This window comes from Chryseobacterium sp. Tr-659, assembly GCF_011752975.1.
Lineage (GTDB): Bacteria > Bacteroidota > Bacteroidia > Flavobacteriales > Weeksellaceae > Chryseobacterium.
This window is the reverse complement of record NZ_VWWP01000001.1, coordinates 525888-544071: the sequence shown is the minus strand read 5'-3', so window position 1 is coordinate 544071 and position 18184 is coordinate 525888. Positions and strand designations below refer to the sequence as shown.

General features: G+C 36.6%; 15 protein-coding genes and 1 other RNA gene. 7 read left to right on the top strand and 9 right to left on the bottom strand.

Going from position 1 to position 18184, the window contains the following annotated elements; genetic code table 11:
• Positions 1–148: 148 nt before the first annotated feature.
• Positions 149–3334: a TonB-dependent receptor gene (locus F3J23_RS02360; protein WP_167023505.1), complete on the bottom strand. Its 3186-nt coding sequence runs from the start codon at positions 3332–3334 to the stop codon at positions 149–151.
• A 342-nt stretch (positions 3335–3676) separates the two neighbouring features.
• Between F3J23_RS02360 and F3J23_RS02355 the strand changes: the two genes are divergently transcribed.
• Positions 3677–4567 carry a DUF72 domain-containing protein gene (locus F3J23_RS02355; RefSeq protein ID WP_167023502.1) on the top strand — a complete coding sequence of 297 codons (891 nt, stop codon included), beginning with the start codon at positions 3677–3679 and terminating at the stop codon, positions 4565–4567.
• Between the two features lie 180 nt (positions 4568–4747).
• Positions 4748–4978, top strand: a complete 231-nt coding sequence (locus tag F3J23_RS02350; RefSeq protein WP_167023499.1) for a hypothetical protein — start codon at positions 4748–4750, stop codon at positions 4976–4978.
• 40 nt (positions 4979–5018) lie between these two features.
• Here F3J23_RS02350 and F3J23_RS02345 read toward each other — a convergent pair whose 3' ends face one another.
• The 6 genes from F3J23_RS02345 to F3J23_RS02320 form a co-directional block, all read right to left on the bottom strand.
• Positions 5019–5618 (bottom strand): hypothetical protein, encoded by a 600-nt coding sequence (locus tag F3J23_RS02345; RefSeq protein ID WP_167023496.1) that lies wholly within the window; start codon positions 5616–5618, stop codon positions 5019–5021.
• A 38-nt stretch (positions 5619–5656) separates the two neighbouring features.
• A complete protein-coding gene (locus F3J23_RS02340; RefSeq protein WP_167023493.1) occupies positions 5657–6301 on the bottom strand; it encodes an HD domain-containing protein in 645 nt (214 codons plus the stop codon).
• A complete protein-coding gene (locus F3J23_RS02335) occupies positions 6298–7143 on the bottom strand; it encodes a serine aminopeptidase domain-containing protein (protein WP_167023490.1) in 846 nt (281 codons plus the stop codon). The genes F3J23_RS02340 and F3J23_RS02335 overlap by 4 nt, the downstream gene beginning before the upstream one ends.
• 90 nt (positions 7144–7233) lie before the next feature.
• Positions 7234–8124 carry a ribokinase gene (locus tag F3J23_RS02330; RefSeq protein WP_167023487.1) on the bottom strand — a complete coding sequence of 297 codons (891 nt, stop codon included), beginning with the start codon at positions 8122–8124 and terminating at the stop codon, positions 7234–7236.
• Positions 8125–8187: 63 nt separating this feature from the next.
• Complete coding sequence (locus F3J23_RS02325) at positions 8188–8823, bottom strand: DUF4241 domain-containing protein (RefSeq protein WP_167023484.1); 636 nt, start codon at positions 8821–8823, stop codon at positions 8188–8190.
• 86 nt (positions 8824–8909) lie between these two features.
• Positions 8910–11525 carry a valine--tRNA ligase gene (locus F3J23_RS02320; RefSeq protein ID WP_167023481.1) on the bottom strand — a complete coding sequence of 872 codons (2616 nt, stop codon included), beginning with the start codon at positions 11523–11525 and terminating at the stop codon, positions 8910–8912.
• A 128-nt stretch (positions 11526–11653) separates the two neighbouring features.
• Between F3J23_RS02320 and F3J23_RS02315 the strand changes: the two genes are divergently transcribed.
• Both F3J23_RS02315 and F3J23_RS02310 read left to right on the top strand, forming a co-directional pair.
• Positions 11654–12118: a DUF1573 domain-containing protein gene (locus F3J23_RS02315; protein ID WP_167023478.1), complete on the top strand. Its 465-nt coding sequence runs from the start codon at positions 11654–11656 to the stop codon at positions 12116–12118.
• A 164-nt stretch (positions 12119–12282) separates the two neighbouring features.
• The gene (locus tag F3J23_RS02310) at positions 12283–13152 is read left to right on the top strand and encodes a polyphosphate kinase 2 family protein (protein WP_167023475.1); all 870 of its coding nucleotides are present in this window, start codon (positions 12283–12285) and stop codon (positions 13150–13152) included.
• Between the two features lie 52 nt (positions 13153–13204).
• Here the strand turns inward: F3J23_RS02310 and rnpB are convergent.
• Positions 13205–13528: RNase P RNA component class A (rnpB, locus tag F3J23_RS02305), an RNA gene on the bottom strand.
• 187 nt (positions 13529–13715) lie between these two features.
• Between rnpB and F3J23_RS02300 the strand changes: the two genes are divergently transcribed.
• The 3 genes from F3J23_RS02300 to F3J23_RS02290 are packed head-to-tail and all read left to right on the top strand — an operon-like array spanning position 13716 to position 16558.
• Positions 13716–14207 (top strand): RNA polymerase sigma factor, encoded by a 492-nt coding sequence (locus tag F3J23_RS02300; protein WP_002976998.1) that lies wholly within the window; start codon positions 13716–13718, stop codon positions 14205–14207.
• Positions 14200–14874 (top strand): beta-carotene 15,15'-monooxygenase, encoded by a 675-nt coding sequence (locus F3J23_RS02295; RefSeq protein ID WP_167023472.1) that lies wholly within the window; start codon positions 14200–14202, stop codon positions 14872–14874. Before F3J23_RS02300 ends, F3J23_RS02295 begins: the two co-directional genes overlap by 8 nt.
• 58 nt (positions 14875–14932) lie before the next feature.
• On the top strand, positions 14933–16558 hold the full coding sequence (locus F3J23_RS02290; RefSeq protein WP_167023469.1) for an AMP-binding protein: 1626 nt from the start codon (positions 14933–14935) through the stop codon (positions 16556–16558).
• Between the two features lie 142 nt (positions 16559–16700).
• Here F3J23_RS02290 and rpoN read toward each other — a convergent pair whose 3' ends face one another.
• Positions 16701–18164, bottom strand: a complete 1464-nt coding sequence (gene rpoN, locus F3J23_RS02285; protein ID WP_167023466.1) for an RNA polymerase factor sigma-54 — start codon at positions 18162–18164, stop codon at positions 16701–16703.
• Positions 18165–18184 lie beyond the last annotated feature (20 nt).

Genomic DNA, 18184 nt, shown 5'->3' with positions numbered 1-18184 from the left:
TGTAAAAATGGGCTTTAACCTGTTTCTGTTGAATAATTATAACTTGTATATTTTATCCCTTAGCATTCAGCATTTATATACAACAAAAAGGCTCGGAAAGAAAATCCGAACCTTTGAAAAAGAATTGTATGAAGTAATATAATAGTTATTAAAAATTATATCGAACCCCCAGCTGCGCCTGGAATCTTGACGCAAACTGATCGATCGTGTAAGGTAATCCCGGTGTTTTAAAGTTATAAGTAGGATCTCCGGCTGAAGGCTGGCCTGTTGCCACGTTTCCGACTTTTGTAAGTCCTACACTTGCAGTAGAGTTGAAAGTATTAGGTACAAAATACACTTTACCCCAGTTTTTATTTAACAGATTGGTGAAGTTGATGATGCTTAAAGAGATTTGGATATTGCTCTTAGATTTCGGATTTAGCCTGATTTCATCCATAATTTTGATATCTGCCTGAATATTCCAAGGAGTTACATCTCCGTTTCTTTCCGTAAACTTCCCTCTTCTGGACTTCAGATAGTCGTTGCTGTTGATAAAGTTTTCATAATCTGCAATCTGCTGTTGGGCACTTACCACAACATTTCCTGCTCCGTCTTTTATAGGAACAATATATTTTGCAGCTTCGGCAGCATCTTTAAAGATATAAGCAAGTCCTGCCGCCTGACCCGTATTGGCGATTGTACTGTTCACAAATCCCCATGAGAAAGGATTTCCGGACTGTGCATTGAAATATACGTTGGTAAATAGTTTGTTGGAGTCTGAAATATTAAAGGCATATCCAAGATTTGCTACCACTCTGTTTTTAATGGCAAAATTGGATGTTGTCAGTTTAGGGTCATTAGGAGTCAGAGACTGGTTCATCTGCCAGTTACTTTCCATAGAGTTTCTGATTCCATTGGTAATATCTTTAGCATCTCCATAGGTATACGCTACAAAGAAGTTGAATCCGAAATTATATGATTTTGAAAGCTGTGCAGTTAAATTGTAACGATATCCTTCTTTAGTATTGGATAAAAGATAAGCATTGGAAAAATTACTGTTGATGTTGGTTGTATAGATCGGCATTTCATGATTCACATCATAGCTGTAATACGTCACATTATCCGTTTTGTTCACCTGTTGGAATTTCAGATCATACAGTACTTTTGTATAAATACCTTCCAAAGTCAGTTTATATCCTGCAAGAGTATAATCAAAAGCTAATGAACTTCTCCATACGCGTGGCATTTTAAAGTTATTATCGATAAGGTCTACCTGTACTTTTGAGGAGTTCTGCCATTTAGGGAAATTCGAACTTACCAGTGGATCTCCGTTGGCAGCAAGCTGTCCCGCAGTAGGAGCGTTATAATCATAGCTTCCAAAACCAACTCCGTCATTATAATAAGCATACCCCAGCCATGCAAATGGAATTCTTCCTACAAAAATACCCGAACCTCCTCTCAACACCATGGATCTGTCTTCCGTAACATCGATGGTAAATCCAAGTCGTGGAGATAATGTCGGCTTATTAAGGTAAGTATTGGTAAGCTGGCTAAGCGGAGTATAAGTATAGGTATTCCCATAATTAGGATCCTGAGGAGAGTTATTAACCAGCGGACTTAGCTGCGGCTTGTTCGGAAGATCAGTATAATCCACACGAACTCCCGGAGTCAGTCTCACTCTTCCCCAATTGATCTCATCCTGTAAATACGCAGAAAAAAGATTCACTTTATATTGAGCATACGGATTATCAAAAAGAGCTTGTCTGCTTTCTCCGTTGAAAGGATATGTTCCTCTGATCCTTGCTGGATTGCTGTTGAAAAAATCATTCAGACTTTTGTAGGAAATTCTTCCGTTCAGGGCATTCACAAAACCGTAATCAATATTATACAATTCATTATGGGTTCCCAGCAAGAAGGTATGATTTCCTGTTTTATAGGTAAGGTTATCCGTAATTTCAAATGTTTTCTGTTTCATGTTGAAAACAGTTGCTTCCCTGTCATTCCCCAATAAGATCGTTCCTCCGTTATACGTAATCTCTACCTGTGGGAACATTGAGTTTCCTGAAGTAGGATCTCTGTAATCATGGATGGAAGAATATCCAACTACTAAATTATTACTCCATTTATCATTAAAACGGCTTTTCAGCTCAAGTGTCGTTGTAGAAGCAGTATTCTTCTGAATAAAGTCCATGCTCGCAAATCTGAAGTTGGCACCATCCCTTTCAAGGTTGGATGCATGGGAAAATACAGTATTGTTTTTGATGGATAACGTATGCTTATCATTAATTTTCCAATCTAATTTATTGAATAGCTTGGAGCTTTCAGAGAAGTTATTGTACTGATTAAAGCTTCCTACATTGAATCCATATTTATTTCGTACAAAATCGGAAATCTGTTGTGCTACACCTTCCGTTACCAGAGCATTTGGATCATTGGCATTATAAAATACAGGATCTGTTCTTTTTGTATATTCCAGATTGGTAAACAGGAATACTTTATCTTTCACTACTGGTAATCCGACCCTTCCACCGTAGATAAAGTCTTCGAAAGCACTTGGCATTTTAGAATTATCTCCCACTCTATTTCGACCGGTAATAGCTGCATTTCTTCCATAAGCATAGATAGATCCGGTTACATCATTACTTCCACTTCGGGTTACCGCATTGATGCTTCCTCCAAGGAAATTTCCCAGTTTTACATCATAGGGAGCAATATACACCTGTACATCCTGAATGGCATCTAAGCTTATAGAATTGGAACGTGTGCTGCTTCCAGGCATCCCAGAGGTACCTGTCTGACCTCCCAGTGAAGGGCTGAAACCAATTGCATCATTATTGATAGATCCGTCAATAGTAACGTTATTATAACGGAAATTGGTTCCGTTGAAAGAGTTATTGGCACTTTGAGGAACAAGTTTGGTTACATCCTGAATTCCGCGGTTAATATTAGGAAGACCGGAAATCTGAGCCTGGCTGATACCCACTCCGTATTTTACACTGGTCTTTTTAGAAGTAATTTTTACCTCATCAATGGTTTTTTCTTTATTTCCAACTTCTACTACGGGCAAATCATTACTCCCTAAAGAAAGCTGCAAATTAGGATTTTCATAAATAATCTGCGATCCGTCAGAAATCTCAATTTTATATGGCCCTCCCGGCTGAAGATTATCTAAACTAAACTGCCCTTTGCTGTTACTTTTAGTTTCAAAGGTACTATTGGTAGGTATGTGTACTACCTTTACTGTAACTTCGGAAGAGATTCCTTTTAATCTTCCAAAAATTTTAGAGCTGGTTTCCTGTGAAAATGCAAACCCAAATGATAGTAAAGCAAAAGCACAGATGATTTTTTTCTTCATATTTTAATCGCTAAAAACTTGCCGTAAAATTAGATCTAGTAAACATGAAGTATGGTAACATAAAATTAACATTACGTAACAGAATGTTTAACATTTCCTTAAAAAAAACTTAATCCGGATATTAGGGTATACTTGAATAATTTCATATAAAAAACAGCAGTAGAAAGGCAATTCAAGTCATTTCAGTCCATAAAAAAGATAAATTCCGGGAAACTTTTCCTGAAAATATTCTTAATGAACAGCATTTTTCTGTTCAATTATTTTCACCCAACATCCTGGAAGGTCCTATGATTTTTTTGGGTTATATTTGTATTGATTATTTAATACTATAAAACTACAGATATGAAATTCGGACAAGTAGAAGACCCTTCAAAAATAGATTTTACACTTCCAAAAGATCATCCTAAAACACGAGAAATTCTGAGCCTTAATAAAAAGGGGCTGGAAAATATTTCCATCGGATGTGCCAAATGGAATAAAACTGACCTTAAAGGTTTTTATCCGAAGGGAACAAAGGATGAGCTTACCTATTATTCCACACAGTTTAATTCCATAGAACTGAATGCTACGTTCTACGGAATGCCTACTCCGGACCAGGTACAGACATGGAAAGAGAAAACCCCTGAAAATTTTAAATTCTTCCCAAAAATCACCAATACAGTTTCTCATTTCAAAAGATTGATTGATGTAACAGAACCTGTTACTCATTTTGCTTCAGCAGTTATGAATTTTGATGAAAAGCTGGGAATGGCTTTCCTTCAGCTGCATGATAATTTTAAACCAAAAGATTATGACAGGCTCGAAAAGTTTGTCAAAGAATGGCCGAAAGAAGTTCCTTTAGCCATAGAATTACGAAATACAGAATGGTTTACAGATGAAGATATTCTTAATACAACATGCAATCTTTTTGAAGCCCATAATATCACAAATATTATTGTAGACACTGCCGGAAGAAGAGATATGCTGCATATGCGCCTTACTACTCCCAATGCATTTATCCGATACGTGGGGGCCAACGCAGAAAGTGATTATGAAAGACTGGATGACTGGTTGAAGCATTTAACGAAATGGAAGAAAGAAGGTCTTCAGAATCTTTACTTCTTTGTACACCAGAACATTGAAAAAGCTTCTCCTCTTTTATCCGCCTATTTCATAAAAAAACTGAACGAGGAATGGAAAACGGATCTTCATATTCCGAAAATGGCAACGGAAAGTACGGGAACACTTTTTTAACTAATAATAAAAAACTGAATTTATTCAAAAAACAAGTAATAAATCAATTACAAAAAGATTTAAATATACTAATTTTAATTTATCATTCAATACTGACAAAACACCTTTCATTAAAGAAAAATTCATACATTAGAGTATAGTGTATTTCACTAAACACTATATACTTTAAAAATAAATAACATGGAAAAGGAAATTTGTAAAATCAGTATCTCAAATGGCTGGCTTGGTGACGAATATATTTTTTATGACAATCATACCATAAAAAGGATTTACGATAATCACAGTCTGAACTCTAACAATGTGGAATGGCTGGAGCCTAAAGATATCAGTAAACAGAATAAAGATAAGCTGATCAAAGGCTGTCCTGAGGAATTTAAGGAGCAGATTATGCAGATCCTTGATTACCCTTAGCTGCAATATATAACGGATATTAAGTTTCTTTTGTTACTTATTATCCGTTTTTATTTTTCTTCAACAGCAATACAAGATTAAGGAATAAAAGGAGAAAATCCAGTGTGATCCAGATACCCAGTTTTGTATTTTCATAATTATAAGCATCCACCTGTTTTTTAGCAGCTTCAGAAAGCTTCATACTTTGGTTGATGTAATTCTGCACTTCTACAATCTGATCAATATTCTTATTCGGAACAGAATGTTGAGAAAAATAGACCAGATTTTTCTTTCCAAGGTAACCTACAATCCAGTATTCATCAGACTTATCCATTTTAAGATATTCTATTCTGTAATATTCCGGACGGATCTTTCCGATATGTTTAGGAACAAGAGTTATTGTTTTATCTGCTTTATTTACATTGATCAGATAAAAATCCAAGGTCTGCGGAAGTTTATTAACCACCTGCAAACCTACAGAGTTATCCACAAATGCCACCGCACTCTTTTTGATGAACCAGTATGCAAAGATGGAAATTGAAACCACGACCGTCAGAATCCGGAACAGTTTTGCCCATTTGGCTATTCTTCCCGATTTTATTTTAGAAAAAAACAGAGAGATTATACAAGCCCAAAAGATAACAAAAATGAAAAATACCATATTGCAAAGATACTGATTTAAGAATTTTCAAAGGAATGTTAATCCACATTCCATTCTTTATAAAACTGGTCGAGGAAATTCAGCATATAATTATGCCTTTCTTCGGCTATTTTCTTGCCTTCTTCGGTATTCATCAGGTCTTTCAGAAGCAATAATTTTTCGTAAAAATGGTTGATTGTTGTTCCGTTAGATTTTTTATATTCTTCTTTAGACATTCCCAATTTGGGTTTTATATCAGGATGATACATCAGATTATTCTTAAAACCTCCGAAGTTAAATGTTCTTGCTATTCCGATAGCTCCAATAGCATCAATACGGTCAGCATCCTGAACAATTTTAAGTTCAATGGGTGGATCTGCGGGAGCCTGATCTCTGTTTTTGAATGAAATATTTTCAATCACAAATAAAACCTTTTGAATGGTTTCTTCAGATACTTTCTGTTTTTCCAAAAATTCCCGGGATATCTTCGGGGCAATGGTCTCGTCTCCGTTATGAAATTTTGGATCCGCAATATCATGAAGAAGTGCGGATAATTCTACCACTTCTTTATCGCAGTTTTCGGTTTCTGCTATTTTAGCGGCCAGCTTCCATACTCTTTCAATATGGAACCAGTCGTGTCCCGCTTCTGCTCCTGCCAATTTTTCCTTTACAAATGCTATTGTGTTCTCGATTGTACTTTTCATTTATCTATCAGTTCATTTAAAATAATATCCCAGAGTTTACTGTTGTAGCTTCTAAAGAAATTAACATGCCCGATTTCTTTTTTATCGGATTCCGAAGTTTTCACAAGCCTGTAAGTCGGTTTAAGATTAGAATAGGTATCGTTTAATAGGCTCAATACTCCTCTTTCCGTGAGCCATATATCATCTTCAGCCCGAATTACAAAAACTTTCTGTGTTAAATTTTTAGAATAATCATCAATTTTCTCCAACAACCTGTTGGTTGATTTCTTGTTTAAAATTAAGGTTCTCCAGTCATATGCACAATTTTTTGGCAGACTTTCTCCAAGCCCGAACCAATGCGCAGGAAAATACCCTAATAATGAAGTGGTTAATGGCTGGGCAATTCCAAATCCTAAATAAGCTTCAATTTTTGTCATTCCTTTAAGATTTCCTACAAAGGCATTTTGTGTTCCTACAAAAATAAATTCTTCGAACATTCCGGAATCTTCATTCATTCCAAGAATCAATGCGCCTACAGAATGGCCTAAGCAGTATTTTCTGTATCCCGGAAAGGTTGTTTTAATATATTGAGTCAGCGTTTTATAGTCTCTGGAGCCCCAGATTCTCATAGAACCCTGGAAGCCTTTCATGTATTTTGGTTTGGAAAGTCCTATTCCTCTATAGTCATAGGTAATAACTGTAAATCCCTGTTCTGCAAAATAACTGGCAAAAGAAAAATAAACCTGCTGTTTTACGCCTGTAGCAGAATTAACCAGCAAGAGTTTCCCATTATTTTTTTCCGGTATAAAAATATGAGCTGTAATAGGAACATGGTCTTCTGTGGTAAGTATTAGTTTTTCCATAGGTTAAAAAGAAAAAATCCACTATAAAAGTGGACATTTTCCTTATATTTTCATGTTAAGTTTCAGACTTTTGATATGTCGTAAATAACTTTAAAAAGAGAAATCTGAGATCTTTGGCAATCCTGTTTGGGAACCTTTACCTCCTGAGACCCTAGATGATACTTCATTTCCGAATTTCACACAATCCTCAATAGAATTACCATGACAGAGTGCTATCGCAAATCCTGAAGTAAATGCATCGCCCATTCCCATTTTATATACCATTTCATCCTTATCATTTCTGTAATACTTCATTTCTGTACCATCGAAATAAATGGTTGAATTTGTATCATCTCGTACAAAAACTTTATTGAAATATTTCTTTAGTACCTCTTCTCTCTTTTCTTCTCCAAAAATAGTATATAATTCACTGCTCTTGGCCACAATAAAATCAACACTTTCCAGAACTCCTTCACTCACTCTCATTGCAGGGGAAGCATACAATCCTACTTTTTTACCATATTGTTTAGCTTTTTTAACGGTATGCTCTACTACTTCCATAGATACTTCAAGCTGTACCAGTACCAGATCTGCAGTATGAAAGTACTTCTCTGCCTCATCTATATGTGACTTGCTAAGGTATTTGTTAGCTGCAGGTACTACTACAATGGCAGCATTTCCGTGAGATGTTGTAACATAAGCCGTGCCTGTTGCATCCTGATCCGTTTCATAAACAAAACCTACATTCACATTTTCACTCACAAGATTTCTCATGATCTGCTGTCCGAGAGGATCCATTCCTACACAACCTATAAAATAAACACTTGCTCCCAATCTGGCTGTACCTACGGCCTGATTGGCACCTTTTCCTCCAAAATAGCTATCTGAATTAACGGCTAAAACAGTCTCGTTAGGTAAAGGGAGTTTTTCGGTTTCAAGAACCAAATCTATAGATGAGCTGCCTACAACAATAATACGGGGTTGTTCTGATGAGAAATTCATTGTGTTTTAATTAGCTTTAAATTATACCTGCCAAAATTGTGATTCAAAAATAACTAATTTTTACTAACTTATTTCTATAAATTCAGTAATTATCTTCACTGGTAATTGATCTTTATCATAAGCGATGTAGCTTGCATAAAACCCTTCTCCATATCCGGTTTCAAAACCAAATATTGTTCCGGGGTGTTCTTTTGCAGGTTTCAGGAAGGCATATTGATCTATGGCTCCGTTTTCATCAAAAAAATAGTCATGAAAGAATTCTTCATAAATCCCCATGAAATCTACTCCTTTGCTATGATATAATTTTTGTTCAAGATCATTAAGGCTATTCTGTGTGTCAACATCCATAAAACAGCCCATTCCGCTTTCCACAGGATACCCGAATACTTCTTCTTCCGCAAGATCTTTTACATTTTGTCCGGCTGTAGTAGCCAGTTTCCATTCTTTAATTTCTGAATTGCCAAATATAATCTCTGCATAAGCTACACAGTTGCTTTCTCTTTCTTTGTGTAACATTACAGAAAAATCTCCTTTTGGAAATTCTGTTGAGAAAGGCAGCATATCATTGGTGATCAAAGGATCACAGGCCACCAGTTTCCCACTGGAAAGATAGATTTTCCCTACTTCAAAACTTTCGAGCAGCGGACTTTCAACAAAGTCCTTCGAGAATAGTTTTTTTATGTTTTCTATATGTGTCATTGTATTTATTCTTTAAACCATCAGGCTGGATACAATTTTCATCTGTATCCAGCCTGAGATTCTGACAAACTTTTGTTGTCTATATTTTACAAACTTTTCAGTTTCTCTTCAAGGATCGCAATCTTATCCTGAGCATCTTTTTGTTTCTTACGCTCTACCTCTACCACTTCAGGTTTTGCATTGGCAACAAACTTCTCATTGGAAAGTTTTTTATCTACTGAAACCAAAAATCCTTTTAAATATTTCAATTCTTCTTCCGTTTTGGCTTTTTCTTCTGCCAGATCCAGGTTTTCACTTAAAGGAATAGAAACTTCAGTTGCTCCCACCAGGAAAGTAAAGCTTGGCTTATCTGTTTTCTGTCCGAAATGGATTTCAGAAACATTAGCCAGTTTTCTTACCACTGCTTCATTGGCAAATTCTGAGGCATTGGTATATACCTCAACAGCTTCTCTTGGCGAAATTCCTTTTGTCTGACGGTAATTTCTAACGCCCGAAATCAATTCTGCCGTGATTTCAAAGTTTTTAATGACTTCTTCATTAAAGTGATCTGCATTCTTCTGCTGAGCAATTACAAGAGCTTCATCAATACTTCTTTCTGAAATCAATTGCCAGATCTCTTCAGACTGGAACGGCATGAATGGATGAAGTAACTTCATCAACTCTTCAAAGAAATATATTGTTTTATCATATACCTCTTTAGAAATTCCTTCTCCGTAGTTCGGCTTGATCGCTTCAAGATACCAACCGCAAAAATCGTCCCAAATTAGTTTATAGATCAAATGCAGCGCGTCAGAAATTCTGAATTTCTCAAACTGATCATTAATTTCAACAATGGTTTTGTTCAATTTATTTTCAAACCATTCGATAGCCTGATTATCTGTAGCAATTGCCGGCTTATCTTCATGGTTCCACATATTGATCAAACGGAATGCACTCCAGATTTTAGTCATGAAATTTCTTCCCTGAAGCATTAAATCTTCATCAAAAAGAAGATCATTTCCTGCGGCTGAACTCAATAGAATTCCTACGCGTACTCCATCTGCACCATACTTTTCCATTAGTTCAATAGGATCCGGAGAATTTCCTAAAGATTTAGACATCTTTCTTCTTTGTTTATCTCTTACAATTCCTGTGAAATAAACATTTTTGAACGGAACTTCTTTTCTGAATTCTAATCCGGACATGATCATTCTTGCTACCCAGAAGAAAATAATATCCGGTGCCGTTACAAGATCAGATGTAGGATAATAATAACTGATATCTTTATTTTCAGGATCTAAAAGACCTTCAAATACAGACATTGGCCATAACCATGCAGAGAACCATGTATCTAATGTATCCTGGTCCTGTCTTAAGCTTTCAAGAGTAAGTTCCTGGTTTCCGGTCTTCTGTTTTGCCAATTCTAAAGCTTCCGCTGCTGTTTCAGCAACTACAAAGTCTTCATCATTTGTTCCATAATAAAAAGCAGGAATCTGCTGCCCCCACCAAAGCTGACGGGAAATATTCCAGTCACGGATGTTTTCCATCCAGTGTTTATAGGTATTCTTAAACTTTTCAGGATAGAATTTAACCTCATCATCCATTACTACATCCAATGCTGGTTTAGCAATTTCAGACATTTTTAAGAACCATTGTACAGAAATTTTCGGTTCAATAACCGCTCCTGTTCTTTCAGATGTTCCTACTTTATTTACATAGTCTTCTGCTTTTAACAAAAGATCTTTCTCTTCTAATTCTTTAGCGATCTGCTTTCTTACTTCAAACCTGTTCTTTCCGGCATAATGAAGTCCGTGCTCATTAAGATTTCCGTCATCATCCAGAGCATCAATCATTTTCAGCTGATGCTTCTGCCCGATCTCATAGTCATTAGTATCGTGAGCCGGAGTGATTTTCAATGCTCCTGTCCCGAACTCAATATCTACATATTCATCTTCAATGATCGGGATTATTCTGTTTACGATAGGTACGATTACATTTTTACCTTTTAAATGAGCATATCTCTCATCATTAGGATTGATACATACGGCCGTATCTCCGAAAATTGTTTCAGGACGTGTGGTAGCAACGGAAAGAAACTCCTCCGAGCCTTCAATCTTATATTTAAGGAAATATAGTTTTCCGTTCTGCTCTTTAAATATTACCTCTTCATCCGAAATATTAGTCTTTGCTTCAGGATCCCAGTTTACCATTCTGTACCCTCTGTAGATCAATCCTTTGTTATATAGATCTACAAAGGTTTTGATAACCTGTTCTGAAAGCTTATCTTCCATGGTGAAACGGGTTCTGTCCCAATCACATGAACATCCTAATTTTTTCAGCTGCTCAAGGATTGTTCCTCCATATTTATGTGTCCATTCCCATGCATGTTCAAGGAATTGTTCACGGGTAATATCTGACTTATTGATTCCTTCAGACTTCAATTTAGCAACAACTTTAGCTTCGGTAGCAATGGAAGCATGATCTGTTCCCGGAACCCAACAAGCATTAAACCCGCGCATTCTTGCACGGCGGACCAGAACATCTTGAATGGTATTGTTCAACATATGTCCCATGTGTAATATCCCCGTCACGTTTGGCGGAGGGATGACCACGGTATATGGTGGTTTGTCATTAGGTTCTGAGTGGAAATATTTGTTTTCCAACCAGTAATTGTACCATTTTTGTTCTGTCTCCTGTGGATTGTACTTTTCTGAAATCTGCATAAATTCTATTTCTTTGGCTTGCAATTTGCAAAAATAGTCTAAAGAAAAAAATTTTTAAGCATGAATTAAAATAATTTTTAACTTTGTTTCACAAAATTTATCTAACAAACATATTAACATTCAAGAATATGAAGAAATTAATCGCAGGAATTGCATTATTCGGAACATTTGCTCTTGCATCTGCACAAACTATTACGTTTGATAAAACTACTTTTGACTACGGTACTATTAAGCCTAATGCCGATGGTACAAGATTCTTTACGGTAACGAACTCTGGTGATAAGCCTTTGATCCTTTCAAACGTAAAGCCTTCTTGTGGATGTACGACTCCTGAATTCAGCCAGGATCCGATCATGCCGGGAAAATCTGCTAAGATCAAGGTGGGATACAACACTGCTATCCCTGGGCCTTTCAACAAAATGATCGAGGTTTTCTCTAATGACCCTGCCAACAACAGAAGTGTAATCTACATCAAAGGTAACGTAGATGCTAACGCTCCTGAACCAAAAGTATTGACTCCTGCTGAGCAGAAAGAAGCTGCTAAAGCAGAGAAGAAAGCTGCAAAACTTGCTAAAAAGGCTGCTGCAAACTAAGCTCTACTCAAAAAAAATAAAAGAACCGTCTCCAATGAGGCGGTTTTTTTATTACATTTATGTTAGGATAGAGGTTAGAAACCAGATATGAGATACCCTGTGTCTAAGTTTGTAACGATAGCCAAAATCTTTTAATCTTTTAATCTTTTAATCTTAAAAAACATATGGACACTAATTTCTCAGACGACTTCAAGATAACCGGAAAATTTTCAATAAAAAAAACGCCAACTTCATATAAAGGAAAGCTCACCAAAGAAGAAGGAGCTCAGTTATTAATTCAGGAAAAAGAAAAGCTCCGCGAACTACAGGAAAAACTTTATGCTGACGGAAGCCAGTCGCTGCTAGTTGTTCTTCAGGCGATGGATGCAGCAGGAAAAGACAGTATGATAGAGCATGTTTTCGGAGGTGTAAATCCGCAGGGATGTAATGTAACCAGCTTCAAAACACCAAGTTCCAAAGAATATTCTCATGATTTTCTATGGAGACATTATCTGGCACTCCCTCAGAAAGGAATGATCGGAATTTTTAACCGTTCTCATTATGAAAATGTTTTAGTGTGCAAAGTACATCCTGAATATAATTTAAATGAGAAAACATGGTCTTCTGTAAAAGACTTTGATGGTAAATTCTGGGAAAACAGATACGAAAGTATCCGTAATTTTGAAAAACATCTTGCTCAAAACGGAACAACCATTATAAAGATATTTCTACATGTTTCGAAAGACGAGCAGAAAAAGAGACTGTTAGACAGGATCAACGAGCAGGAAAAAAACTGGAAATTCTCAGCAGGCGATCTTCCTGAAAGAGCATTATTTGATCAATATATGGAATGCTATGAGACTGCAATCAACGAAACTGCGAAAGAACATGCACCATGGTATGTACTTCCGGCTGATAACAAGTGGTTTGCAAGGGTTGCCGCTGTTCAGATCATCATTGATACTCTTGAAAAAATGAATCTCAAGTATCCTACACTTTCTGATAAAGACAAACAAGAACTCATAAATGCCAAGAATACTCTTGAAAACGAGTAAAAAAGAAATCCTCAGGTAAAACTGGGGATATTTTATTGGATATCATTAAAAAATCACGAGAAAATCTATAAGCCGGATTCTGTACTTCCGAAGAAGTGCCTGTTATTTATCTACGTCTTACATTGCTGCAAGACTTGAGCTGATTACCCCTCGGTTTTCAGGACGAGCCGCCCCTATTTCCATTACTGAAAAGAACCGATATACTTACCATTGCACCGCAAAGAGTTTACCTGGTTTCACTACAGCCGAACTGTACTTGCTTTCTGTTGCACTTGTCCTACCCTCGCGGGTGACGGATGTTATCCGCTTTGCTGCTCTTTGGTGTCCGGACTTTCCTACCTCCTTATAAAAGGAAATCAACAAGCCGATTTTCTCGCGGTTGCAAAGATACGTAAATTTCGTGTTAAAAAGGCAAAACAGTGAAATGGCTGAATGGCTGAACCTTGTCCAAATGATCTTAATTTACTAATATATTTTCTTCGCTTTTTTACCTTTTAAAGATTTTGCATTATAATTTTTCACTAATTACCACTTTATTATTATCTTCGTGTCTTTATATATCTATGGATTCCAGGGAAAAAGAATTTGCGCAGCTTATTAAAGATAATCAGGGTCTGATTATTAAAGTATCGCGCTTGTACACCAATTCTCTGGAAGATGAAGAAGATCTTTTCCAGGAAATTGTGTTACAGCTTTGGAGAAGTTATGATTCTTTTAAAGGAAATTCCAAGATTTCCACATGGATGTACCGTGTAGCGCTCAATACAGCCATTACCCTCTTTAGAAAAAAAAGCAAAAGTCTTCCTACCAACGAGCTGGATATCAACCACAGGGATTTTGTGGAAGATGATGATGAAAAACAGCAACAGGTATCACTTTTGTATACTGTAATCAAGACTCTTCCTAATGTGGAAAGAGCCATTGTCATGATGTACCTTGACGACCTGCCGTACAAGGATATTGCAGAAAACCTCGGTATCACTGAAGTCAACGCACGTGTGAAAATGAACAGATTAAAGAAAACCCTAAAAGAACAGATGGAAAAATATGCCTGAATTTGATTTAGACAGCTTTAAGAAAACATGGCAGGAACAGCCTGTTCAGCCTAAATACGACAACAGTGAGATCCTCCAGATGTTGAATAGAAAATCACGCAATTATGTAAAGTATATTTTCTGGATCAGTGTCATTGAATTCCTGTTCTTTTCCGTGTTAGGATTATTCTACCTTTTCCCGGAAGAGGAATCCGACAGTTTCCGTAAAATGCTTGAAAGGCTTGGCGCTCAGGAAGCTCCTGAAGTGGAAAGTAATTTCGGTCATGTCTATTTAGCCATTAAAGTCTTAAGCTTACTGGTCACTGCCTATTTTGTCCTGAAATTCTATCAGAATTATCGAAAAATAAAGATTGAGGAGAATCTGAAAGGGCTTATTACCCGTATTATCAAGTTCAAGACAACCGTAAATGCTTTTATCCTGATCAGTATTGTATTGCTGGTTGTATTCACTTTTGTACTGGTTGCCTTTATATTTTACACTCTAGATTCTCAGAATATACAGCCTACCAATTCCAATCTTACCATCATTATTGTTGGGATTACTGTAAGCACTTTACTTGCCGTATCTATGATCTGGGTTTATTACCGACTTGTTTACGGGACCATCATTAAAAAGCTTGATAAAAATCTGAAACAGCTTAGAGAAATAGATTCTCAGGAAAATTAATATACATAGGCATAGTTCGGGATATAATGATTAATTTTATTCCACCAAATCTTAAACTATGCCCTTATCTTATGTGTGTGGAACTTCTGAGGTTCCATTATTAGGACAGACTATCGGAGGAAATCTTAAAAGTACTGTCGAAAAACACCCTCATCAGGAAGCACTCGTCTGTGTTCATCAGAACTACAGAGCTACTTATCAGGAATTTTATAATCAGACAACTGCGGTTGCAAAAGCTTTACTCTTTTTAGGGGCAAAGGCCGGCGACAGAATCGGGATCTGGTCTTCCAACCGCTATGAATGGGTACTTTTACAGTATGCCACTGCGAGAATAGGAACCATTTTAGTGAATATCAATCCGGCCTATAGAACCCATGAGTTAACGTATGTACTTAATCAGTCTGAAGTTCGTTTTATTTTTTCTGCATTACACTTCAAAACCAGTAATTATAAAGAAATGGTAGAATATGCTAAAGAAGTATGCCCTACTCTTGAGCATGAAATTTTCTTTGATGACAACTGGGAAGATTTTGTCAATAACGGACAGCATATTTCAGATGAAGTGCTTCACAGCTTTGAAGAGCACGTACAATTCGATGATCCTGTTAATATTCAATACACTTCAGGAACCACCGGCTTTCCAAAAGGTGTTACTCTTTCTCACCATAATATTTTGAATAATGGCTATTTTATCGGTATCAGATTAAAGTATACGGAAAAGGACCGTGTATGTATTCCTGTACCGTTTTACCATTGTTTTGGTATGGTTATCGGAAATATATGCTGCACAGCTCATGGTTCGTGTATGGTTATACCCAATGACAGCTTTGATCCGGAGATTACTTTAAAAGCTGTTTCTGACGAAAAATGCACCTCTTTATATGGTGTACCAACCATGTTTATTGCCGAACTGGCTGTAAAAGATTTTGATACTTATGATTTTTCAAGCCTAAGAACAGGTGTTATGGCAGGTTCTGTTTGCCCTCCGGAAATCATGAAAAAGGTAGAAAGCCTGATGAATATTAAAGAAATGAGTATCTGTTACGGAATGACAGAAACTTCTCCTGTATCTACTCAAACGCTGATTGGAACTCCATTGGCCAAACAGGTAAGCACTGTGGGAACCGTTCAGGATCACCTTGAAATAAAGATCATTGATGAAAACGGAAGGATTCTTAAACGTGGTGAACATGGTGAACTTTGTACAAGAGGATACTCTGTGATGTTAAAATACTGGAATGATCCCGAAAACACAAAAAAAGTTCTGGATGAAGCCCGCTGGATGCACACCGGCGATATGGCTGTAATGGACAAAGACGGATACATCACGATTTCAGGTAGAATAAAAGACCTGATTATCCGTGGCGGAGAAAATATCTCTCCTAAAGAAATTGAAGACTTTTTATATACCTACACGCATATTCTGGATGTTCAGATCATTGGAGTTCCAAGTGAAAAATTCGGAGAGGAAGTAATGGCGTGGATTAAAGTAAGACCGGGATTCAAGATCACTGAAGAAGAACTGCAGGAATATTGTAAAGGAAGAATTGCCCACTATAAAGTCCCAAAATACTGGAAATTTGTAGATGAATTTCCGATGACAATTTCGGGGAAAATAAGAAAGGTTGAAATGCGGGAGATCTCAATGAAAGAATTGGGGATGGAAAACGCAAAGCAGAACTGATACAAAAAGGCTGAATGGTGAAAAGGTAAAAAGACAAAGGAAGCCAAGAAGGTTTAGAAGGTGAAGAAGAAAATTAGAAAGTTGTAAAGCTAACCTATTATAAAAACAAAAAGCATTTCGGATCGAAATGCTTTTTTATGTTTTAAAGTTCTTTTCTTAATCTTGCAACAGGAATATTAAGTTGTTCACGATATTTAGCAATCGTTCTTCTGGCAATATTATAGCCCTGTTCTTTTAGGATTACCACTAGAGCGTCATCTGTAAGTGGCTTTCTCTTATTCTCTTTGCTGATTACTTCCTGAAGATGGGTTTTAATCTCTTTTGTAGAAACCTCTTCTCCATCATCATTCGTTAAGCTGTCCGAGAACAGATCTTTAAGATAGACGATCCCATTTGGAGTATCGGCATATTTGCTTTTTACTACTCTTGAAATGGTAGAGATATCAAATCCGGTAATGTCTGCGACATCTTTTAAGATCATTGGTTTCAGAGATTTTTCATCACCTGTAATAAAATAATCTTTCTGGAATTTTACAATCGCAGTAATCGTCTGTAATAATGTATTCTGGCGCTGATTAATAGCATCAATATACCATTTTGCAGCATCCAGTTTCTGTTTGATGAATAATGCAGCCTGCTTATGTTCTGATGAATTTTTATCATGAGAATAGGTTGTCAGAATATCTTTGTATTCTTCAGAAACTCTTAAAGTAGGGGCATTTTTACTGTTCAGCATCGGAATTACCTGCCCGTCTTTTACCTGAATCACAAAATCCGGAATAATTTCCTGATTGATCGTAATGGTCTGTGTATCAAAATTCCCTCCTACTTTAGGGGATAATTTAGAGATCTCATCCAAAGCATCTTTCAGATCGTCTTCTTCAATATCATATTTTTGAATGATCTTGTTATAATGCTTATTCGTAAGGGCATCAAACTGATGTCTTAAGATATTGGCTGCTAAAGAAACCGCTTTATCAGAACTTACTTTCTTTTCAATCTGCAGCAGTAAACATTCCTGAAGTCCCCGTGCACCTACACCAGAAGGATCCAGCTTTTGTACATAATTCTCAAGGATATCCTCTATCTTTTCTTTTGTAGTATAAATTCCCTGTGAGAAAGCAAGATCATCTACAATAGATTTAATCTCTCTTCTCAGGTATCCGTCCGTATCTAAGTTTCCGATAAGATATTCTGCAATCTTAAGATCTTCATCACTGATATTCACCAGATGGATCTGCTCCATCAGATAATCATATAGCGACTGTCCTTCTGTTAAAAGGCTCTCGTTGTCAAATTCTTCATCATCCGGAGAGTAGTTGCTGGATGCAGTTTTATAGCTTGGTTCGTCATCATAGATATATTCATTGACGTCGAAATCTGTCTCAATGCTTTCTGTACCCTCATCCTGATAAGCGTCTTCCAGGGAAGAATATTCATCTTCCTTAGAATCCTCCTTTGCAATTTCCAAAGCAGGGTTTTCTTCTAACTCTCTCTCCAACTCCTCTTCAAATTCAAGAGTATGAAGCTGGATAAGCTTCATCAACTGGATCTGCTGAGGGGCCAGCTTCTGTCCTAATTTGAGTTGTAAGTGTTGTTTAAGCATATTCCTATTTGCGTTTTAAC